Origin of the sequence: Mesorhizobium sp. M0701 (genome assembly GCF_040320365.1) — a bacterium.
Lineage (GTDB): Bacteria > Pseudomonadota > Alphaproteobacteria > Rhizobiales > Rhizobiaceae > Mesorhizobium.
Genome location: NZ_JAMYPO010000073.1, coordinates 1 through 18670 on the forward strand (window position 1 = coordinate 1; position 18670 = coordinate 18670).

Here is an 18670-nt window from a genome sequence, read left to right on the forward strand (position 1 = left end):
TCGGCAAGGCGCTGGCCGAACTGATCGTGCATGGCGGCTATCGCACGGTGGATTGCTCGGCGTTCGGGTACAGCCGGATCGCCGATGGGCGGCCGTTTCGGGAATTGAATGTAATTTGAGCAGGAAGGGCGGGTGCGCCGCGACGGTCCTATTGATGCTGGAGCGACAGAGGGGGCGAAGGAACGCAACAGGCGGTCGATGGCCCAAAGCTGGCGAAAACAGCCGGCCAGGGCCTGCCGAGAACGGAATGATTTTGTGATGATCGTGGCGCTCGATCCGCCGCATTTCCGGACGATCAGCGACTTCCGCAAGCGGCATTTGAAGGCGCTCGAGGCGCTGTTCGTGCAGGTTCCGAAGCTGTGTGAGACGGCAGGATTGGTCAAACTCGGCCATGTCGCGCTGGGTGGCACGAAGATCAAGGCGAACGCGTCGAAACACAAGGCGATGAGTTATGAGCGCATGAAGAAGCGCGAGCTGGAATTGAAAGCCGAGGTCGCTCGCATGCTGACGGCGGCCGAGGCCGCAGATGCCGAGGAGGACGTAACTTTCGGCAAGGACAAGCGCGGCGACGAGATGCCGGATTGGGCCGGCGACAAGCAGAACCGGCTGGCCAAGATCCAGCAGGCGATGGCATCGCTGGAAGCCGAGGCCAAGCTGGCGGCGCAAGAAGAGCGCCGGACCGAGGCCGAAAAAGAAGAGCAGCGCCAAGCCGCAGGCCGCAAGAAGCCGGGCAAACCGGCGGCAGCGCCATCAGAGGAGCCCGGTGGCCAGCAGCTGGTCTCGGAGGAACGCCGTTCGCTGTGCGGCGCTAAAGCCTGAGAGATCCTCGAAGAAGGATTGATCTCTTTGCATATCATTATCTTCATATATGATACGCGAACAGATCATAAAAGTTTTGACTTGCTCGCTGGATGAGATACCTTTGCGTATCATCGCGCATTGGAAAGGATCGTATAGGTATCATGATCGACTCTGAGTCGGAAATTCTGCGGGAAATCGGTGGGCTTTTCAGGCAGGCGAGGCTGGCCGCTGCCATGACGCAGGAGCAGGTCGCTGATTTGGCGGGTATATCCCGTCCCCGCTATCGCGACATCGAAAAGGGAGCCGCAGCGGCGCGTGCGACGACGCTCATGAATATCGCTCGCGCGCTCGGTCTGGAAATGATGCTGGTTCCGCAAGTCATGGTGCCGGCTGTCCAGGCTCTATTGCGTCCGCATGATGATGACGATCGACCCGCCTTTGTTTCTCAACCTGACGATGACGATCATGGCTCCAGTCTTTCGCGCACCTAAGACGATCCCGTCGCTGGACGTGCTCTTGAACGCATTGAAGATCGGCACAATCGTTAGGACGCCGGGCGATTTCAATGCATTCAACTTCGATGAGGCCTACCGCGCGACGGGCGGCTTTCCGGTTTTCAGCCTGTCGTTCCGGGCAGCGACGGGAGGATTGCGGAAAGATCCGAAGCCTCTGGCGGGCGCCTTGCCCGCTTTCTTCGCGAACCTCCTGCCGGAGGAGAAATTGCGCGAGGCGATGGAAAAGCACCACGAAGGCAATGTGCGGCCAGGCAATGATTTCGATCTTTTAGCCGCGCTGGGCGCCGATCTGCCGGGAGCCGTACGGGCGTTGCCCAGTGACGGCGCGATAGCGGTTTCGCAGGATGCTTCAAAGGATAAGCCCAAGGCACGGTTCTCACTTGCCGGCGTGCAGATGAAGCTGTCGGTCATGAAGAACACTGGAAAAGGCGGCGGCCTTACCTTGCCGATGGACGACGAGCAGGGCCGGTACATCGCCAAGTTCCCTTCGACGGCGTTTCCGGGCGTTTCGGAGAACGAATTCGCCAACCTGGCGCTGGCTGCAGCAATCGGCATGGAGGTTCCTGAATGCGAACTGGTCGAGAAGTCCGATTTTGAGGGCGTTCCCGAAGAATTCAACACGCTGTCGGAGGGCAAGATCCTTCTCGTCAAACGCTTCGATCGCGGCGCCGATGGCGAGAGGATACACATCGAGGATTTCGCTCAGGTCTTCGGTGTCTATCCCTCGCGCAAATATGAGGGGGCCGCTTATCACGACATAGCCTTGGCCCTTGGCGTGGCCGTCTCGCCTACGGCGGCTCTCGAATTCGTCCGCCGCCTGGCGCTGACGGTCATCACTGGCAATGGCGACATGCACCTGAAGAACTGGTCTTTGATATATCCCGGTAACGGCGACAAGCCGGTGCTTGCACCAATCTACGACGTTCTGTCGACCGTGCCATATATTCCCGCCGACGCCATGGCGCTTTCGCTTGGAGGGGAGCGCTCGTTCAAGGCGCTAGCAGCACCGCGATGGAAAGCATTTGCGAACCGTGCAAGGCTTCCGGAGCCGGCAGTCCTGAAGGCAGTGGTCGAGACCGTCGAACTCGTCAACGAGCACTGGTGGCATCTGCCTGAGCGCGACGTTGTCGCAGCGAAAGTGCTCGAGCGGATCGACGAACATGTGAAGGCGATGACGCCGATACTGAACTCCTGCGCCGATAAGTGAGCCGAGTCCCCGTTGGTGATATGGCGGAATTATCCGCCCGTGGCCCCGGATGGATGGCCGTGGATCGATGGTATGCCAGCGTGGCGCGCAAGATTCCGCGCAGTTTCGATGAGGACACGCGAGAACCAAGTACGTCAGCTCGCCGGAACAGAAGAGTTCGCAGCATCCCGCAATTAACGCTAGAGGTCGAGATGCTGTTCGCCCACCTCGACACAACGATGCGGTTCACGAATGCGGTGACTGAGGATCGCGATCCGACGCTTTATGTCGCCATTGTCGGGTCCGCTACACGGCTTGTCCCGACGATCCTTTCTTTGGCCTCAAGCTAAATCCCTGAAAAGCAACCATGAAATTATTCTTCGGTTCGATCAGCCAAATTGGCACGAGTCTTGAGATCCTTGGGTGCGAGGCGGCGACAGCTGCCCGACCGGCATTCATGTCGCGGCAGCCGCGATGAATGGAACGAAGGAAGGAAAGCTACATGTCAGGTTTGCGTCAGATCGCCTTTTACGGCAAGGGCGGCATCGGCAAGTCCACCACGTCCCAAAATACGCTCGCCGCCCTTGTCGACCTCGGGCAGAGAATCCTCATCGTCGGCTGCGACCCCAAAGCCGACTCCACCCGCCTGATCCTGAACGCGAAGGCGCAGGATACAGTCCTGCACCTCGCGGCAGAGGAAGGTTCGGTGGAAGACCTGGAACTCGCGGACGTGCTCAAGGTCGGCTACAAAGGCATCAAATGCGTGGAGTCGGGCGGCCCTGAGCCGGGTGTCGGCTGCGCCGGCCGCGGCGTGATCACCTCGATCAACTTCCTCGAGGAGAACGGTGCCTACGACGATGTCGACTATGTCTCCTACGACGTGCTCGGGGATGTGGTGTGCGGCGGTTTCGCGATGCCGATCCGCGAGAACAAGGCCCAGGAAATCTATATCGTCATGTCCGGCGAGATGATGGCGCTCTATGCCGCCAACAACATCGCCAAGGGCATCCTGAAATACGCCCATTCGGGCGGCGTGCGGCTCGGCGGCCTGATCTGCAACGAGCGCCAAACCGATCGCGAGCTCGACCTCGCCGAAGCGCTGGCTTCCAGGCTCAATTCCAAGCTCATCCACTTCGTGCCGCGCGATAACATCGTCCAGCACGCCGAACTCAGGAAGATGTCTGTCATTCAATATGCGCCGGACTCCAAGCAGGCCGGGGAATACCGGGCGCTGGCCGAGAAGATCCATGCCAATTCGGGCCAGGGCACCATCCCCACCCCTATCACCATGGAGGAGCTCGAGGACATGCTGCTCGACTTCGGCATCATGAAGACCGACGAGCAGATGCTTGCCGAGCTTCAGGTCAAGGAAGCGGCCAAGGCGGCCGCACAGTAACCACCGCTGCCGACATGAGGCGCGGCCTTGATCTGGTGCGCCTTTCGAAGAACGGCGCCTCGTTGGTGAGGCGTCACCCTGAACCTTGAAAGGGGTCCCATGAGCCTGGAATACGAGAATGACGGCGCCCTCCATGCGAAGCTTATCGAGGAGGTGCTGTCGCAATATCCTGACAAGGCGGCGAAGCGCCGAAGAAAGCACCTCAGCGTCGCAAAGAGCGGCGAAGAGGCTGGCGAGGAAAGCGAGGTCCTTTCCGAATGCGAGGTCAAATCGAACATCAAGTCCATCCCGGGAGTGATGACGATTCGCGGCTGCGCCTATGCCGGCTCGAAAGGCGTGGTGTGGGGCCCAGTCAAAGATATGGTCCATATCTCGCACGGCCCGGTCGGCTGCGGGCAATATTCCTGGTCTCAACGCCGCAACTACTATGTCGGCACGACGGGCATCGACACGTTCGTCACGATGCAGTTCACCTCCGATTTCCAGGAGAAGGACATTGTTTTCGGCGGCGACAAGAAGCTGGAACGGATCATCGACGAGGTCGAGGAACTGTTTCCGCTGAACAAGGGCATGACCGTGCAATCCGAATGTCCGATCGGCCTGATTGGCGACGACACCGAAGCGGTGTCCCGCAACAAGGCCAAGGAGCACGAAAAGACGATCGTGCCGGTGCGCTGCGAGGGCTTCCGCGGCGTCTCGCAATCACTCGGCCACCACATCGCCAACGACGCGATCCGCGACTGGGTGTTCGACAAGAAGGACGTCGAGTTCGAGGCCAGCCCGTACGATGTCAATGTGATCGGCGACTACAATATCGGCGGCGACGCCTGGGCTTCGCGCATCCTGCTCGAGGAGATGGGCCTGCGCGTGGTCGGCAACTGGTCGGGCGACGCTACGCTGGCCGAAATAGAGCGAGCGCCGAAGGCCAAGCTCAATCTCATCCATTGCTACAGATCGATGAACTACATCTGCCGGCACATGGAGGAAAAGTATGGCATCGACTGGATGGAGTATAATTTCTTCGGCCCCTCCCAGACCGAAGCCTCTCTGCGCAAGATAGCCAAGCATTTCGGGCCGGAAATCGAGGCCAAGGCCGAGGCGGTCATCGCCAAATACCGGCCGCTGGTCGATGCCGTCATCGCCAAATACCGGCCGCGCCTCGAAGGCAGGACGGTGATGCTCTATGTCGGCGGGCTGCGCCCCCGTCACGTCGTCACGGCATATGAGGATCTGGGCATGGTGATCGTCGGCACTGGCTATGAATTTGGCCATAACGACGACTATCAGCGTACCGGCCACTACGTGAAGAAGGGCACGCTGATCTATGACGACGTGACTGGTTACGAGCTGGAGAAGTTCATCGAGGGGATCCGTCCTGATCTCGTTGGCTCCGGCATCAAAGAAAAGTACCCGGTCCAGAAGATGGGCATACCGTTCCGTCAAATGCATTCCTGGGATTATTCCGGCCCGTATCACGGCTACGACGGCTTCGCCATCTTCGCCCGCGACATGGATCTGGCCATCAACAACCCGGTCTGGAACCTCTACGACGCCCCCTGGAAGAAAAAAGCCGAGCCGTCGGCGGCGATCGCAGCCGAATGAGAAACCTGGCCTCCCGGACGCCGGGAGGCCGTTGAACGCCTGTGGCCCTTTGTCCGCGGGATACCTGAAACGTTTCGACGTCCCTGTGCCGCCGTATGGCGCGGCCAGATGGAGAAGAGGTAACCATCCATGCCGCAGTCGGCTGAAAAAGTTCTCGACCACGCGCCCCTGTTCCGCGAGCCGGAATACAGGCAGATGCTCGCCGAGAAGAGGCTGAATTTCGAATGTCCGCACCCGGACCAGGTCGTTACCGACCAACGCGAATTCACCAAGACGTGGGAATACCGCGAAAAGAACCTTGCTCGCGAAGCGCTTGTCGTGAACCCCGCCAAGGCCTGCCAGCCGCTCGGCGCGGTGTTCGCGGCCGCGGGCTTCGAGCGAACCATGTCCTTCGTCCACGGCAGCCAGGGCTGCGTGGCCTATTACCGCTCGCACCTGTCGCGCCATTTCAAGGAGCCTGCTTCGGCAGTTTCCTCCTCGATGACCGAGGACGCGGCAGTGTTCGGTGGCCTGAAGAACATGGTTGACGGGCTCGCCAACACATACCAACTCTACGACCCGAAGATGATCGCCGTCTCGACCACTTGTATGGCGGAGGTCATTGGCGACGACCTGCACAGCTTCATCGAGAACGCCAAGGACGAAGGCTCGGTCCCGCGCGACTTCGACGTGCCCTTCGCCCACACGCCGGCCTTCGTCGGCAGCCATGTCGACGGCTATGACGTTACGATCAAGGGCATTTTGGAGCATTTCTGGAAAGGCGAGGAGCGTACGGAAGCCGAGGGAACCATCAACATCATTCCGGGTTTCGACGGCTTCTGTGTTGGGAACAACCGGGAGCTCAAGCGCCTGCTCGATCTGATAGGCGTGTCCTATACCTTCATCCAAGACGCCTCTGACCAGTTCGACACGCCGTCGGACGGCGAATACCGCATGTACGACGGCGGCACGAAGATCGAAGACGTGAGGAAGGCACTCAATGCCGAGGCGACACTTTCGCTACAGCATTACAACACCCGAAAAACACTGGAGTATTGCGAGGGGGTAGGGCAGGCGACTGCCTCGTTCCATTACCCGCTCGGAGTCCAGGCGACCGACGACTTCCTGATGAAGGTCTCCGCGATTTCCGGCAAGCAAATCCCCGAGGCAATCCGCCTGGAGCGCGGCCGACTTGTTGACGCCATGGCGGACAGCCAATCCTGGCTGCACGGTAAGAAATACGCCATCTACGGCGATCCGGACTTTGTCTACGCCATGGCCCGCTTCATCATGGAGACGGGCGGCGAGCCGACCCATTGCCTCGCCACCAACGGCACCTCGGCATGGGAAGCGGAGTTGAAGGAACTGCTTGCATCATCGCCCTTCGGCAAGGGTGCTCAAGTCTGGGCGGGCAAGGACCTCTGGGCGATGCGCTCGCTGCTCTTCACCGAGCCGGTGGACCTGCTGATCGGCAACTCCTATGGCAAGTATCTGGAGCGCGACACCGGCACGCCGCTGATCCGGCTGACGTTTCCGATCTTCGACCGCCACCATCACCATCGGTTTGCGCTTATGGGCTACCAAGGCGGGTTGCGCGTCCTGACGACGATCCTCGACAAGATCTTCGACAAGCTCGATCGCGAGACAAGCGAGACGGGCGTGACGGACTATTCGTATGACCTCACCCGCTAAGCGTGGCGGCCGCCTCTTCGGTGAGGCCGGTCGTCTTCCAAGGGACTTTGGAGACCGACGCAATGTCCTCGCTCAGAGCCAAAATCCAGGATGTCTTCAACGAGCCCGCCTGCGAGCAGAACCGCGGCAAGGATGCCAAGGCGCGCAAAAAGGGCTGTTCGAAGCCACTGACCCCCGGGGCGGCCGCCGGCGGCTGTGCCTTCGATGGCGCCAAGATCGTGCTGCAGCCGATCACCGACGTTGCGCATTTGATCCATGCGCCGCTCGCCTGCGAGGGTAATTCCTGGGACAACCGCGGTGCGGCTTCGTCCGGGCCAACGCTGTGGCGCACGAGCTTCACGACCGACCTCACCGAACTCGATGTTGTGATGGGGCAGGGCGAGCGGAAGCTCTTCAAAGCGATCCGCGAGATCAAGGAAGCGCATGGGCCGCCGGCTATTTTCGTCTATCCGACCTGCGTGACGGCGCTGATCGGCGACGACATCGAGGCCGTCTGCAAGCGCGCGGCGGAAAAGTTCGGCCTACCGGTGGTGCCGGTCAATGCGCCGGGCTTCGTCGGCTCCAAGAATCTCGGCAACAAGCTTGCCGGCGAGGCGTTGCTCAAGCATGTCATCGGCACGGTAGAACCGGACGATGCCGGGCCGTATGACATCAATATCCTTGGCGAATTCAACCTCTCCGGCGAGTACTGGCTCGTGAAACCGCTCCTTGATCGGCTCGGGATCCGGGTGCGCGCCTGCATTCCGGGTGACGCGCGTTACTTCGACATTGCATGCGCGCACCGCGCCCGGGCGGCTATGATGGTGTGCTCGACCGCGCTCATCAATCTCGCCCGCAAGATGGAGCAGCGCTGGGATATTCCGTTCTTCGAGGGCTCCTTCTACGGCATCACCGACACCTCGGAAGCGCTCCGACAGATCTCTCAGCTGCTCGTGAAGAAGGGTGCCGATCCGGAGATCCTCGGCCGCACCGAGGCATTGATTGCAGAGGAGGAGGCGATCGCTTGGAAGAAGCTCGCGGCATACCGGCCGAGGCTCGAAGGCAAGCGCGTGCTGCTCAACACCGGCGGTGTGAAGTCCTGGTCGGTCGTCCATGCGCTGATGGAGATCGGCATCGAGATCGTCGGCACCTCTGTCAAGAAGTCGACCGTCGAAGACAAGGAGCGCATCAAGCAGATCCTCAAGGACGACAACCACATGTTTGAGCAGATGGCGCCGCGCGAGCTTTACGCCATGCTCTCGGAACACAAGGCCGATATCATGCTGTCGGGCGGGCGCACGCAGTTCATCGCGCTGAAGGCCAAGACACCCTGGCTCGATATCAACCAGGAGCGCCAACACCCTTACGCCGGCTATGACGGCATGGTGGAACTCGTACGCCAGATTGACCTCGCCATTCATAACCCGATCTGGTGCCAGGTGCGGGAGCCGGCACCATGGGATTGCCAGCCTCCGGTGAGGGAGGAACTGCCGCGCACGAAAAGCGAGGCCGCGAACTTGCATGCTGTCCAGGAATTCGCCAGCACGATGGCCGACGATTTCGGCGAGTGTTGAGGAAAGCCGATGGTCCGCATCCTTCCCCAGAACAAAGCGGCGGCGGTCAATCCGCTGAAGTCATCGCAGCCGCTGGGTGCCGCCTTCGCCTTCCTTGGGGTCGATGGCGCGATGCCGTTGTTCCACGGTAGCCAGGGGTGCACCAGCTTCGCGCTCGTGCTCTTCGTACGGCATTTCAAGGAAGCCATCCCCTTGCAGACAACGGCGATGGACGAGGTGGCGACAATCCTCTGCGGGGCAGACCATCTGGAAGAGGCGATCCTCAACCTCAAGGCCCGCACGAAGCCAACGCTGATCGGGGTCTGCACGACGGCGCTGGTGGAAACCCGGGGCGAAGACTGCGCAGGAGATATCGCCAATATCAGGCTGAAGCGCACGGAAGAACTCGCGGGTACGGAGGTGGTGCTAGCCAACACACCGGATTTCGACGGCGCGATCGAAGAGGGCTGGGCCAAGGCTGTCACCGCCATGATCGAAAGGATTACGCGTCCCGGCGAGCGGGCGCGGCAGTCGAAGAAGATCGTGATCCTGCCTGGCTGGAACCTCACTGTGGCTGATATCGAGCATTTGCGTGAGATGGTTGAAAGCTTTGGAGTCAAGCCGGTGATTCTGCCGGACGTCTCCGGCTCGCTCGACGGTACGGTGCCCGACCGCTGGGTCACGACCACCTATGGCGGCACCAGTGTCGAGGATATCCGTGAGCTTGGCACGGCCGAGCAATGCATCGTCGTCGGTGAGCATATGCGCCGCCCGGCCGAGCTGCTGCAGAGGTTGACCGGCGTGCCTTACGTGCTGTTCCGGTCGCTGACTGGATTGAAGGACGCCGACCGGTTCGTCTCGCTGCTGTCCGCAGTTTCGGGCGCGGCGGCGCCGGCTGGGGTGCGCCGTCGCCGGGCGCAGTTGCAGGACGCGATGCTCGACGGACATTTCCACTTTGGAGGCAAGAAAATTGCGATCGCTGCTGAACCAGACCAACTCTACCAACTCGCGAGCTTCTTCATCGGCATGGGCTCCGAAATCGCGGCGGCGGTCACCACGACCGACATGTCGAAAATTTTGGAGGAAGTACCGGCGCAGTCGGTTCAGATCGGCGATCTCGGCGATTTGGAAGCTCTTGGCGCCGGCGCTGATCTTCTCGTCACCCATTCCCATGGCCGCCAGGCGGCGCAGCGCCTCGGCATTCCGCTCATGCGGGTCGGCTTCCCGATCTTCGACCGGCTCGGCAGCCAGCACAAGCTCACAATCCTCTACCAGGGGACCCGCGACCTGATCTTCGAGGTCGCCAACATTTTTGAAGCCAACCGGCACGCGCCGACGCCCGAGGCGCTTGATCCACTCCGTAAGCGAGAAATGCCAGATGAGCTCCGTTCGTCGCCTCTCGCTCGTCACTGACGAGGTTCACGCACCGACGCCGGAACGCCAAGCCGGCGCATTGCGCGTGGCGATCGCCACGCAGGACATGAAGAACCTCAACGCCCATTTCGGTTCAGCCAGGCGCTTTGCTGTCTACGACGTGACGCGCGAGGAGTGGAAGCTCGTCGAGGCCGTGGCCTTCGATGACGTTTCGGACGAGAGCGGGAAGCACCCAACTGAGGGTGATGACCGCATCACCCCGAAGGTGGAGGCGCTGAAGGGATGTCATCTCCTGTTTTGTCTGGCGATCGGCGGACCTTCGGCAGCCAAGGTTGTTTCTGCAAAGATCCATCCGATCAAAGTGCCGCAGCCCCAGACCATCCAAGAGGTGCTGTTGCGCACGCAGATGATGCTCAGGACGTGTCCTCCCCCTTGGCTGCGCAAGGTGCTGGCGCAGGCAGGTGTCGCCGAACACAAACTGTCCTTCGAGGACGAGGACTGAAGTGAGGAGTGGGCGAAATGTCTGACGCCGTGGTTAGCCCTGCTGTCGCCGAAGACGAGGCGGCCCTTGCCACCCCGTTCGTGAAATGCCTCGTGCGGCTGGTCCGGGCTCATGATTCCCACGGGTCTTGGGAAGGCAAATCGGACGCCGAGCTGCTGGGCGACTTCATCATCACCAGGGAACAGCGCCGTGCGATCCCGATCATCGGCGATCCCGATCCGGACGTGCTGTGGAGGCTCGATAAGTTCTACACCGCCGTCGGGCTTGCGATCGAGGAGCGTTCCGGCCTGATGGCATCGCCGATGATGGAGATAAGCCATGAGGGCTTCGGGCGCGTGCTCTTCACGGCCGGGCGGTTGGTCGTTCTGTCGAAGACCCTGCGCGACGTCCACCGGTTCGGCTTCGAGACGTTCCGGAAACTCGCCGCGGCCGGTACCAAACTGGCCGGCGATGCGACCGCGGCCATTGAGGCTCATCCCGAGGTGGCGCGGGCGTGATGGAACCGATTTTCGATCAAGGGGATCATGTCAGGCCTTGAGGACATGCGATGGCCAGCCCTCTCAATGGAGGCGGTCGAGGCCGATGTGGTTCTTGGGGTAGCGCTGATGAAGCCACTGGTCCTGATCTGTTCGCAAGATGCTGAGTTGTATCTGTTCCTCAGCCACATTCTGGGAGTGGACGGCTTCACGAGTGAGCCGGCAGGCGGCGTGGAGGAGGCGCTTGCATTGGCCAGTGAACGGGAGCCGAAGGCCGTGGTGCTGGACTGCCAGCCAACAATCGCGACAGGCTCCACAATCTGCGCCCGGCTCAAGGGGGAGCCCCGGACCGGCGGCCTGCCCGTAATTGCGCTGATCGCACCCGGCGCCGAGAACCAGCACCTCGATCTCTTGAAGGCTGGTATTGACGAGAGCTTTGTGCGGCCCTTCGCGCCGGCCAAGCTGCTTGACTGTCTACGGATGAAGCTGGCGCTGCCAAAGCCGGGTTCGAACGGGATTGAAAACGGCGGCTGGATCTCCTGTGGCGACCTTGAGATAAGGCTCGATGCCCACCGCGTTCGGGGTAATGGCCACGAAGTCCACCTTGGGCCGATCGAGTTCAACCTGCTGCGGCTTTTGCTTGAGACTCCCGGCAAGGTCTTCACCAGAGACGAGCTGATCAGCGCGGCCTGGCCGCCCAATATCCATGTCGGTGTACGCACCGTGGATGTCCATATCAGCCGGCTCAGAAGGGCTCTGAAGGCGGCCTCCCCCTCCAGCGTCATTCGTACCGTCAGGTCGGCCGGCTACTCGCTCGAGTGGCCGGACGGCTGAATAGATAACCGATGTGGTGCCACTCCGCATTTCCGCCGTGCTGAGGGCAAGTCTTGCGGCTTCGAAACGCGCCGGCAGGTACGACATATTCAGAAAGAAGCAGTCAAATGGCTTTCAGAAGCGTACTCAGTGTGACGGGAGCTGACCACTCCGATCAGGATGTCAGAACAGCTGCCAGCTTGTGTGCCGAAGTCGGCGCGTTTCTTTCCGTACTGGTGATGTCGCCTCCGCCGCTCATTGTGCCGTCTCCACTGCTCGGCGATGGCATCCCCGAGTGGCCTGGACAACGCGCACAGGCCATCGCCAGACTGGACAACCGGTTTAGGCAGATCGAAAGATTTTCACAGGACATGGCGAGACTGGAAACAACATCCAGGGAAATTCACAAACTGCTGAGAGCCACGTGGCGGTGCTATGATGTCGATATTGCCAACTGCGATCAGGCCAGTGTCGGTGACGCGGTGCGACAGCGGGCGCTCTGCAACGACCTGACAATCGTCGGCCCCGCACTTCTCAACGACATTAACCTCGGACCCCTTGTTATCAACGGCAGCCTATTCGATACCGGAAAGCCGGTGCTTGTCGTGCCGGAGGGCGCTGAGGCGACTCTGTCGCCACGGCGCGTGCTGGTCGGCTGGGATTCGCGAGCCGAGGCGTCCCGCGCGGTTCGGGAAGCGCTGGATCTGCTATCCGCCGCTGAGGAAGTTCGTGTCGCCCTCGTCGATCCTGAGACGACCTGGACCGGAAGCGGCGCCGAGCCGGGAGCCGACATCGCTGCCTATCTCACTCGGCACGGTGCTCGGGTGTCGGTTGACCTGCTGGCGAGTGCCGGCAAACCGGTGGCCACGGTACTCGCGCAGCACGCTATCGACACGTCTGCCGACATGATAGTCATGGGCGCTTACGGCAGCCGCCGGCTGCGCGAGCGGCTCTTCGGTGGCGTGACGAGATGGATAATTGGGAAGCCGCCATTGCCGCTGTTTTTGGCTCGCTGACGGGTTCTGAAGTAGCCCCGATGCTGTTCGAGGCTCTACTCCCCTTGGTCACCTATTCTGATGCCAAGTCGGAGAAGGGTCGCGGCAAGGGGGCGCAACTTTCGCGAAGCTCCTCGGAGCCAATGTGCACGAGCCCGGCGAGAACATCCCGGACGTCCCTAACGCGCGCTCAGGGGGTCTGCTCGCCCGAGTTGGTCCGTAATGCGGAGACCAATGGCCGGGCAGAGGTATGGGCAGACCTCACTGCAGCCACGACGACGGCGCAGGTCGGCGTCAGATCAAAGAGGGTCGTTCAGCGCGGCAGGCCGCGTTCGGACCGTAGCCGCATCGTATTGGCGTTATCACGATTTCCCTCTCCACTGGCCGGGAGCTGAACACCGCAACGACTGTGCAGCGGCCAAGGCGCCGACCTCGAGTCGGACGGTCAGACTCCTGCCGAATGATGGCATCAATTACGTTGTCATCGCCTGGGATGGTAGCCGGATCAGCGCGAGGGCGGCCGCATCTTCAGCGCTTTCAGTCTGCCCGGCCCACCGCGTGGCGACCGAGCGGCCTTGAGGCTGGTCAAATTCCGACAACGCTCACATTCGCACCAGGCGGTCCCTGTAGCCGCCTGAGCACAGGGAACACAGAAGATAAAGGCACGAAGCAGGAACCCCGGAGAGCTCACCGGCCGCACATGCCGGCACTCATCCTGGCCTTTTTCGCCACGATCATAATCGTCGAGCTGACGATGGCGGTATTGGCGAGCCGAAGCTGGGCCGGCTTCAAAAATTCCCATGTCGACAGCCAGGAATTCAATCGCAAGGCGGGCGAGGGGGGCCGCGCTCGGATGGAGCAGCCCTTTGCAATCGCAAATGGCGAGATCCGCTGCCGCCTGAGGCCGGAACGGCAAGACGCTCAAGCCGGTGGCGTGAAGCGGATGATGATGACGGGCCTGGCGGCAGCAACGCTGTCATGATGTCCATCTGCTCGGTCCCTCGGCCCGAATACATGTGGAGTCATCCGTGGCCAGGCTTTCGTGCCGGCCCGAAGCGCCAGAGGCATGTCCAAAACCGGACAGCGGCAGGAAAACCTGTCGACTTCAATACAAACACCTTCTTGGCTTGGAGCTTTTCCAAGCCATTAATGCGCTTACTGCCCGCTGAGGGTGCTGGCACGGCTTTTGCGAAGAGTGATGCGGCAACACTGAGTGAAGAATGGCTGCACGCAGACGCGCATGACGCGCGATGCTCTCCTTTGCTTGAACCCGTGTGCCCCTCCCTGAGGGGGGAAACAAGCTCGCGCATAAGTCGCGCAGCCTTTGGCAAGTTTTGGAGAATAACATGACATTGCAGATGGAGTCGCCGGCTCCTTCGATCCAAGTGGAGAACTGGCTGCGTGGCGAGTCTCTCACGAACTTCCAGCCCGGCAAAGTATATATCGTCGAATTTTGGGCAACTTGGTGCGGACCATGTGTGGCGGCGATGCCCCATCTGGTGCAGTTCCAGGAGAAGTACAGAGACAGCGGACTTGAGGTCGTCGGTGTCGCGGCCAGTGAACATGCTCCGACGGCCGCCGAGGCCCAAACCAAGTTGGACGCGTGGTTGACCGAAAAGTGCTCGAATCTGAACTTTCGGATCGCGTTCGACTCCACAGGCGAAATGAACAGGCTTTGGATGGAACCCAGCTTGTCTTTTGGGATTCCGACCTCGTTCGTGGTCGACCGAGACGGCCACATCGCCTTTATCGGTTATCCGTGGCAACTCGATGAGGTTTTGCCGAAAGTCCTTAACGGCAGCTGGCGCACCAGCGATGAAGCTAAAGCCGCCGATACGGAGCGGATTGCCAGTGGCCAACGCGACGCGCGCGAAGATGCGTTGAAGAAGCCGATCAATGACAGGTTCTGGGCGGCGGTGAAGTTGGAAGATTGGAAGACGGCGCTCTGGGCGATCGAAGAGGGCATCGCCTTGATGCCGGACGACCTCAATTTCCGCCTGGCTCATGCACATCTGTTGCTTCACAAAATGCAAGACATGTGGACCGGCTTGCCCGTGATGCGCCAATTGGTTCGCGACGCGATCGACAAAAATTGCGAGGATTGGATGGTTTCGGCGCTAGACCAACTTTTCCATTCGGCCAATGACCATTCGCGCCTTCCTTCTGCTGAGCGCTTCGCGATGGGCAAGGAGCTGTCCGAACACATCCTGGCGCTGAATCCCCCGCAAGGCGACAGTCCTAAGTTCCGGTCCTATCCCGCGGTCGCCCGGTACTACCACGAGAACGGCAACAATGATCGCGCGATCGAGTTGGTCAACCTGGCACTGACGTCGCTGGACGGTCCGGAGCCTATCCCGGCCGAATTGAAAGAGCGGCATCTGCCGAATTTGCTGCGGGCCCTCGCCAGGTACAGGGGTGCGAAGGCTTGTTGCGGCGCTCTCTTTGCGGCTCCGCAAAACAATTTCCCGAAGGTGCCAAAGCGCGGTCGGCCGAGGAGGAAAGATAAAAAAGGGCAATTTGTCGAAGTGGCTTACTGGCCAATACGTCCATTTTCCCTGGCGTGACCGCAGCAAGGAGGGTCCATGCAGCACTTGGTCGATCGTTTGCAGCAGGATCGAGGCTCAAATCTTCATGACCTGTGGCCGCATTGCGGCGGAAGTGATGTTCGACGCGAATTCGCGTGGAAGACTTCGCAGTCGAGGACGTGTTCAAGGTCGGCCCGAGGGACATCAATTGCGTGGAATCAGCCGCGCCGAGCCGGGCGTCGGCTGCGCAAGTGTGCCCGAATTAGGCGTCCCAGAAAACAGACATCCTGCTTCGAGGAAGAGGACTGAAATGAGGAGAAGGCGAAATGTCTGACACCGCAATCGGCCCTGCGGTCAACGAGGACGAGGCGCTTGCCACACCGGTCGTTAGATGCCTCGTGCGGCTGATCCGTGCTCAGGACTCCTGCGGCTTGTGGGAAAGCAAATCGGACGCCGAACTGCTGGACGACTTCATCGTCACCAGAAAACAGCGCCGTGCGATCCCCATCATCGGCGATCCCGATCCGGACGTGCTGTGGAGGCTCAATATTTCTACACGGCCGTCGGGCTTTGGATCGAGGAACGCTCCGGCCTGATGACATCGCCAACGATGGAGATGAAACCCATGGGGGCTTCGGACGATTGCTTTTCACGGCCGGGCGGCTGTCGCTCTGTCGAGACATCCACCGGTTCGGCTTCGAGACGTTCAGGGAGCTCGCGGAGGTCGGTACGAAACTGGTCGACGATGCGACTGCAGCCATTGAAGCCTATCCCGACGTGGCACGGGCGTGAAGAAACCGATTTCGAGGAAGGATCTATGTCAAAGCTAGATGAGATGGGGAAGAAAGTCCGAAAGCTTCAGCTGCGCGCGGCACTTGCCAAGATGAAATTGCGCGACCTTGCAGAGGATCTCCCGGGAAAGTGGACGGAGATAGAGGACGTTGCCGAGGAAACGTCCGCCGTTTTTGCCGAGTTGGATGGTGCCAAGAGAGAGCTCGCTGCAATGAAGAAGTTACGATGAGGAGCACATTCACCACCCGCGACGGCTCCGGATGGATGCCGGAATATCTCACCGCTATAGACGGCACGACCTGCATCGGTTGCGGCCGCTGTTTCAAAGTCTGCTCTCGCGAGGTCATGCATCTTTACGGCGTCGATCACGCGGGTGAAATCCTCGGCGCCTGCGACGACGAGGATGAGGATTTCGACGGCGAGCTCAATCGCATGATCATGGTCGTCGATCATGCCGGCCGCTGCATTGGCTGCGGATCCTGCGCCCGCGTCTGCCCGAAGAACTGCCAGACCCATGTTGCGGCCGACCAGGTCGCAGCATGATCTGAGGAGACAAAACCAGGAGAACGGCGTTGCCCTTTAGAATCTTTTGTCGCGTCCTGTGGCTGGTCCTGTGCAGCAACGCTCTGACTGTCTACTTCGCTTCTCATTCCATCCGCACAGTACTCGTCACGACGCTGGCTTGGTTGCTGCTGCTCCAGGTAGCCTATTTCGCAAGCGTGCTCTTTCTGATCTGGGGGTCTAACTGCGCTAGCAGAGCTGGCCAAAGGGCTGAGCAGTTCGGCAGCAGCAAGGAAGTTGGATCCCAGCCGCCAGACGCGAATGAATCTGCAGATTTACTCCATCAAATGTTAGCCATATCGCTGCTGCTGCCTTGAGTCGCCATGACAAGTCTGTGCTCAGGAAAATTTGGACCAACCATGAACATTGAGCGGATCTTAGAAGGAATACAGGGGTTGATAGGTCGATGGCGGGCGCAGTCCGATCATTCTATTTAATCCGGGGAATGCAGATTTTCGGTTCCATAGGCATAGTAGCTTGTCGCAGCACGCCGCCCTGCGAGTACTTGGTCTCGATGACAAACGAGGCTGGAACCAACGATGGGTCTCTTCTGGAACGTCGCAGAGCGAGCGGACCTCAAACCAAACACACTCCTTATAACGGCTTGTGAACAGCTAATTTCAGCTCAATCACATGTTGACGTAGAGAACATGCTGGAAAATTCGAACGCTATCCGCTCACCTTTGGACCAACCCCCATCGAGAAGCTCGACCGCCTCGGCAAGCATCTCGGGGGTAAGGTGGAAATCTACGCCAAACGCGAGAACTGCAACTCCGGTCTCGCGTTCGGCGGAAACAAGCTCCGCAAACTCGAATACATCATCCCCGACGCGATCGCGTCAAATGCCGATACGCTGGTCTCCATCGGCGGCGTGCAGTCCAACCACACGCGGCTGGTCGCCGCGGTCGCCGCCAAGATCAGCATGAAATGTCTCCTGGTTCAGGAGAGCTGGGTACCACATGCGGATGCCGTCTACGACCGGGTCGGCAACATTCTCTTGAGCCGCATCATGGGAGCAGAGGTGCGCCTGGTCGACGAGGGCTTTGACATCGGCATCCGCCGCGTTGGGAACAAGCGCTCGATAAGGTCATGTCAAGGGGCGGAAGAGCCTATGCGATACCAGCTGGAGCGCCTGTTCACCCGAACGGTGGCCTCGGCTATGTGGGGTTCGCGGAGGAGGTGCGCGCCCAGGAGAAACAGCTTGGGTTTGCCTTCGACTACATCGTCGTTTGCACGGTCACAGGGTCAACGCATGCCGGCATGCTCGTCGAATTTGCCAAGGACGGTTAGAGCAACGTGATCGGTATCGATGCCCCCGCCACCCCCGCCCAAACTAAGGCGCAGGTGCTAAACATTGCCCGGGATACTGCGAAGCTCGTCGAGTTTGGCACGGAAATCCTCGAGAATGCGTGGTGTTGCTCGAGGGATACGCGTCTCCCTGTTACGGCCTTCCGTCCGAGGCAACGAAGGAGGCCATCCACCTATGTGCGCGGTTCGAGGGTATTGTTACGGATTCCGTCTATGAGAGCAAATCGATGCAAGGGATGATCGACCTCGTCCAGAAAGGCTTCTTTCCAGAGGGGTCGAGGGTCCTCTATGCGCAACTCGGCGGCGCGCCGGCGATCAACGGTTACAGCTACACGTTTCGCAACGGCTGAAGTTCGACAGATTATGATTTTGCCGTCCTGCCGTGCCGGCGATGCGCTTAAAGTTCGCTCAATGGTCAGCTCAGCAAATCGAGGAAGCCGGCTGTTGATTGCCTCCAGATAATCGATTTCATTCGGAATTTTAATCGGACGATAGAAAAAGTCAAAGGACACCAGCAGGAGCTAGCCAAGAAAGTAGTGACGTTGCCCCCAGTTTCTATCCAGTTTTGAGTTCGCTTCCGGCGTGGGTTGTGCCCTGCTGGGCGGGTGAAGCGACGGGCGC

At 60.2% G+C, this 18670-nt stretch carries 16 protein-coding genes and 3 pseudogenes; all 19 read left to right on the top strand.

The window, feature by feature from the left end:
- Nucleotides 1-216: 216 nt before the first annotated feature.
- Nucleotides 217-651, top strand: a pseudogene (locus NKI24_RS34150) (transposase); the annotation flags it as partial.
- A gap of 311 nt (nucleotides 652-962) precedes the next feature.
- Nucleotides 963-1292 (top strand): helix-turn-helix domain-containing protein, encoded by a 330-nt coding sequence (locus NKI24_RS34155; RefSeq protein ID WP_352542096.1) that lies wholly within the window; start codon nucleotides 963-965, stop codon nucleotides 1290-1292.
- Nucleotides 1267-2523, top strand: coding sequence for a type II toxin-antitoxin system HipA family toxin (locus NKI24_RS34160; protein ID WP_352750568.1), 1257 nt, complete (start codon nucleotides 1267-1269; stop codon nucleotides 2521-2523). Before NKI24_RS34155 ends, NKI24_RS34160 begins: the two co-directional genes overlap by 26 nt.
- A 481-nt stretch (nucleotides 2524-3004) precedes the next feature.
- Nucleotides 3005-3898 carry a nitrogenase iron protein gene (nifH, locus tag NKI24_RS34165; RefSeq protein ID WP_023801970.1) on the top strand — a complete coding sequence of 298 codons (894 nt, stop codon included), beginning with the start codon at nucleotides 3005-3007 and terminating at the stop codon, nucleotides 3896-3898.
- A 99-nt stretch (nucleotides 3899-3997) separates the two neighbouring features.
- Nucleotides 3998-5500: a nitrogenase molybdenum-iron protein alpha chain gene (nifD, locus tag NKI24_RS34170; RefSeq protein WP_352750570.1), complete on the top strand. Its 1503-nt coding sequence runs from the start codon at nucleotides 3998-4000 to the stop codon at nucleotides 5498-5500.
- A gap of 129 nt (nucleotides 5501-5629) precedes the next feature.
- Nucleotides 5630-7171 (top strand): nitrogenase molybdenum-iron protein subunit beta, encoded by a 1542-nt coding sequence (gene nifK, locus NKI24_RS34175; protein WP_352750572.1) that lies wholly within the window; start codon nucleotides 5630-5632, stop codon nucleotides 7169-7171.
- A 62-nt stretch (nucleotides 7172-7233) separates the two neighbouring features.
- A complete protein-coding gene (gene nifE, locus NKI24_RS34180) occupies nucleotides 7234-8724 on the top strand; it encodes a nitrogenase iron-molybdenum cofactor biosynthesis protein NifE (RefSeq protein WP_352750574.1) in 1491 nt (496 codons plus the stop codon).
- A gap of 9 nt (nucleotides 8725-8733) precedes the next feature.
- A complete protein-coding gene (nifN, locus tag NKI24_RS34185) occupies nucleotides 8734-10116 on the top strand; it encodes a nitrogenase iron-molybdenum cofactor biosynthesis protein NifN (RefSeq protein WP_352750575.1) in 1383 nt (460 codons plus the stop codon).
- A complete protein-coding gene (nifX, locus tag NKI24_RS34190) occupies nucleotides 10082-10579 on the top strand; it encodes a nitrogen fixation protein NifX (RefSeq protein WP_352750577.1) in 498 nt (165 codons plus the stop codon). Before nifN ends, nifX begins: the two co-directional genes overlap by 35 nt.
- A 17-nt stretch (nucleotides 10580-10596) precedes the next feature.
- Nucleotides 10597-11076 (top strand): NifX-associated nitrogen fixation protein, encoded by a 480-nt coding sequence (locus NKI24_RS34195; RefSeq protein ID WP_352750579.1) that lies wholly within the window; start codon nucleotides 10597-10599, stop codon nucleotides 11074-11076.
- Nucleotides 11077-11103: 27 nt separating this feature from the next.
- Entirely contained in the window at nucleotides 11104-11889 is a 786-nt protein-coding gene (locus tag NKI24_RS34200) for a response regulator transcription factor (RefSeq protein WP_352750580.1), read from the top strand.
- 107 nt (nucleotides 11890-11996) lie between these two features.
- Nucleotides 11997-12884 (top strand): universal stress protein, encoded by an 888-nt coding sequence (locus NKI24_RS34205; protein ID WP_352750582.1) that lies wholly within the window; start codon nucleotides 11997-11999, stop codon nucleotides 12882-12884.
- Nucleotides 12885-13563: 679 nt separating this feature from the next.
- Nucleotides 13564-13845 carry a FixH family protein gene (locus NKI24_RS34210; protein ID WP_352750584.1) on the top strand — a complete coding sequence of 94 codons (282 nt, stop codon included), beginning with the start codon at nucleotides 13564-13566 and terminating at the stop codon, nucleotides 13843-13845.
- A 364-nt stretch (nucleotides 13846-14209) separates the two neighbouring features.
- Complete coding sequence (locus NKI24_RS34215; RefSeq protein ID WP_352750586.1) at nucleotides 14210-15427, top strand: TlpA disulfide reductase family protein; 1218 nt, start codon at nucleotides 14210-14212, stop codon at nucleotides 15425-15427.
- 287 nt (nucleotides 15428-15714) lie between these two features.
- Nucleotides 15715-16180 (top strand): annotated as a pseudogene (locus tag NKI24_RS34220) (NifX-associated nitrogen fixation protein).
- A 25-nt stretch (nucleotides 16181-16205) separates the two neighbouring features.
- The gene (locus tag NKI24_RS34225; protein ID WP_352750588.1) at nucleotides 16206-16409 is read left to right on the top strand and encodes a CCE_0567 family metalloprotein; all 204 of its coding nucleotides are present in this window, start codon (nucleotides 16206-16208) and stop codon (nucleotides 16407-16409) included.
- Nucleotides 16406-16723, top strand: a complete 318-nt coding sequence (fdxB, locus tag NKI24_RS34230; RefSeq protein ID WP_352750590.1) for a ferredoxin III, nif-specific — start codon at nucleotides 16406-16408, stop codon at nucleotides 16721-16723. The genes NKI24_RS34225 and fdxB overlap by 4 nt, the downstream gene beginning before the upstream one ends.
- 29 nt (nucleotides 16724-16752) lie before the next feature.
- Entirely contained in the window at nucleotides 16753-17058 is a 306-nt protein-coding gene (locus NKI24_RS34235; RefSeq protein ID WP_352750591.1) for an exopolysaccharide production repressor protein, read from the top strand.
- A 380-nt stretch (nucleotides 17059-17438) separates the two neighbouring features.
- A pseudogene (locus NKI24_RS34240) lies at nucleotides 17439-18399 on the top strand (1-aminocyclopropane-1-carboxylate deaminase).
- Nucleotides 18400-18670: the final 271 nt, after the last annotated feature.

Coding starts and splice junctions, on each gene's coding strand:
- NKI24_RS34225 (WP_352750588.1), top strand. CDS start 16,206: ATGTCAAAGCTAGATGAGATGGGGAAGAAAGTCCGAAAGCTTCAGCTG.
- NKI24_RS34210 (WP_352750584.1), top strand. CDS start 13,564: ATGCCGGCACTCATCCTGGCCTTTTTCGCCACGATCATAATCGTCGAG.
- NKI24_RS34205 (WP_352750582.1), top strand. CDS start 11,997: ATGGCTTTCAGAAGCGTACTCAGTGTGACGGGAGCTGACCACTCCGAT.
- fdxB (WP_352750590.1), top strand. CDS start 16,406: ATGAGGAGCACATTCACCACCCGCGACGGCTCCGGATGGATGCCGGAA.
- nifE (WP_352750574.1), top strand. CDS start 7,234: ATGTCCTCGCTCAGAGCCAAAATCCAGGATGTCTTCAACGAGCCCGCC.
- nifD (WP_352750570.1), top strand. CDS start 3,998: ATGAGCCTGGAATACGAGAATGACGGCGCCCTCCATGCGAAGCTTATC.
- NKI24_RS34200 (WP_352750580.1), top strand. CDS start 11,104: ATGTCAGGCCTTGAGGACATGCGATGGCCAGCCCTCTCAATGGAGGCG.
- nifX (WP_352750577.1), top strand. CDS start 10,082: ATGAGCTCCGTTCGTCGCCTCTCGCTCGTCACTGACGAGGTTCACGCA.
- nifK (WP_352750572.1), top strand. CDS start 5,630: ATGCCGCAGTCGGCTGAAAAAGTTCTCGACCACGCGCCCCTGTTCCGC.
- NKI24_RS34195 (WP_352750579.1), top strand. CDS start 10,597: ATGTCTGACGCCGTGGTTAGCCCTGCTGTCGCCGAAGACGAGGCGGCC.
- NKI24_RS34155 (WP_352542096.1), top strand. CDS start 963: ATGATCGACTCTGAGTCGGAAATTCTGCGGGAAATCGGTGGGCTTTTC.
- nifN (WP_352750575.1), top strand. CDS start 8,734: ATGGTCCGCATCCTTCCCCAGAACAAAGCGGCGGCGGTCAATCCGCTG.
- NKI24_RS34160 (WP_352750568.1), top strand. CDS start 1,267: ATGGCTCCAGTCTTTCGCGCACCTAAGACGATCCCGTCGCTGGACGTG.
- NKI24_RS34215 (WP_352750586.1), top strand. CDS start 14,210: ATGACATTGCAGATGGAGTCGCCGGCTCCTTCGATCCAAGTGGAGAAC.
- nifH (WP_023801970.1), top strand. CDS start 3,005: ATGTCAGGTTTGCGTCAGATCGCCTTTTACGGCAAGGGCGGCATCGGC.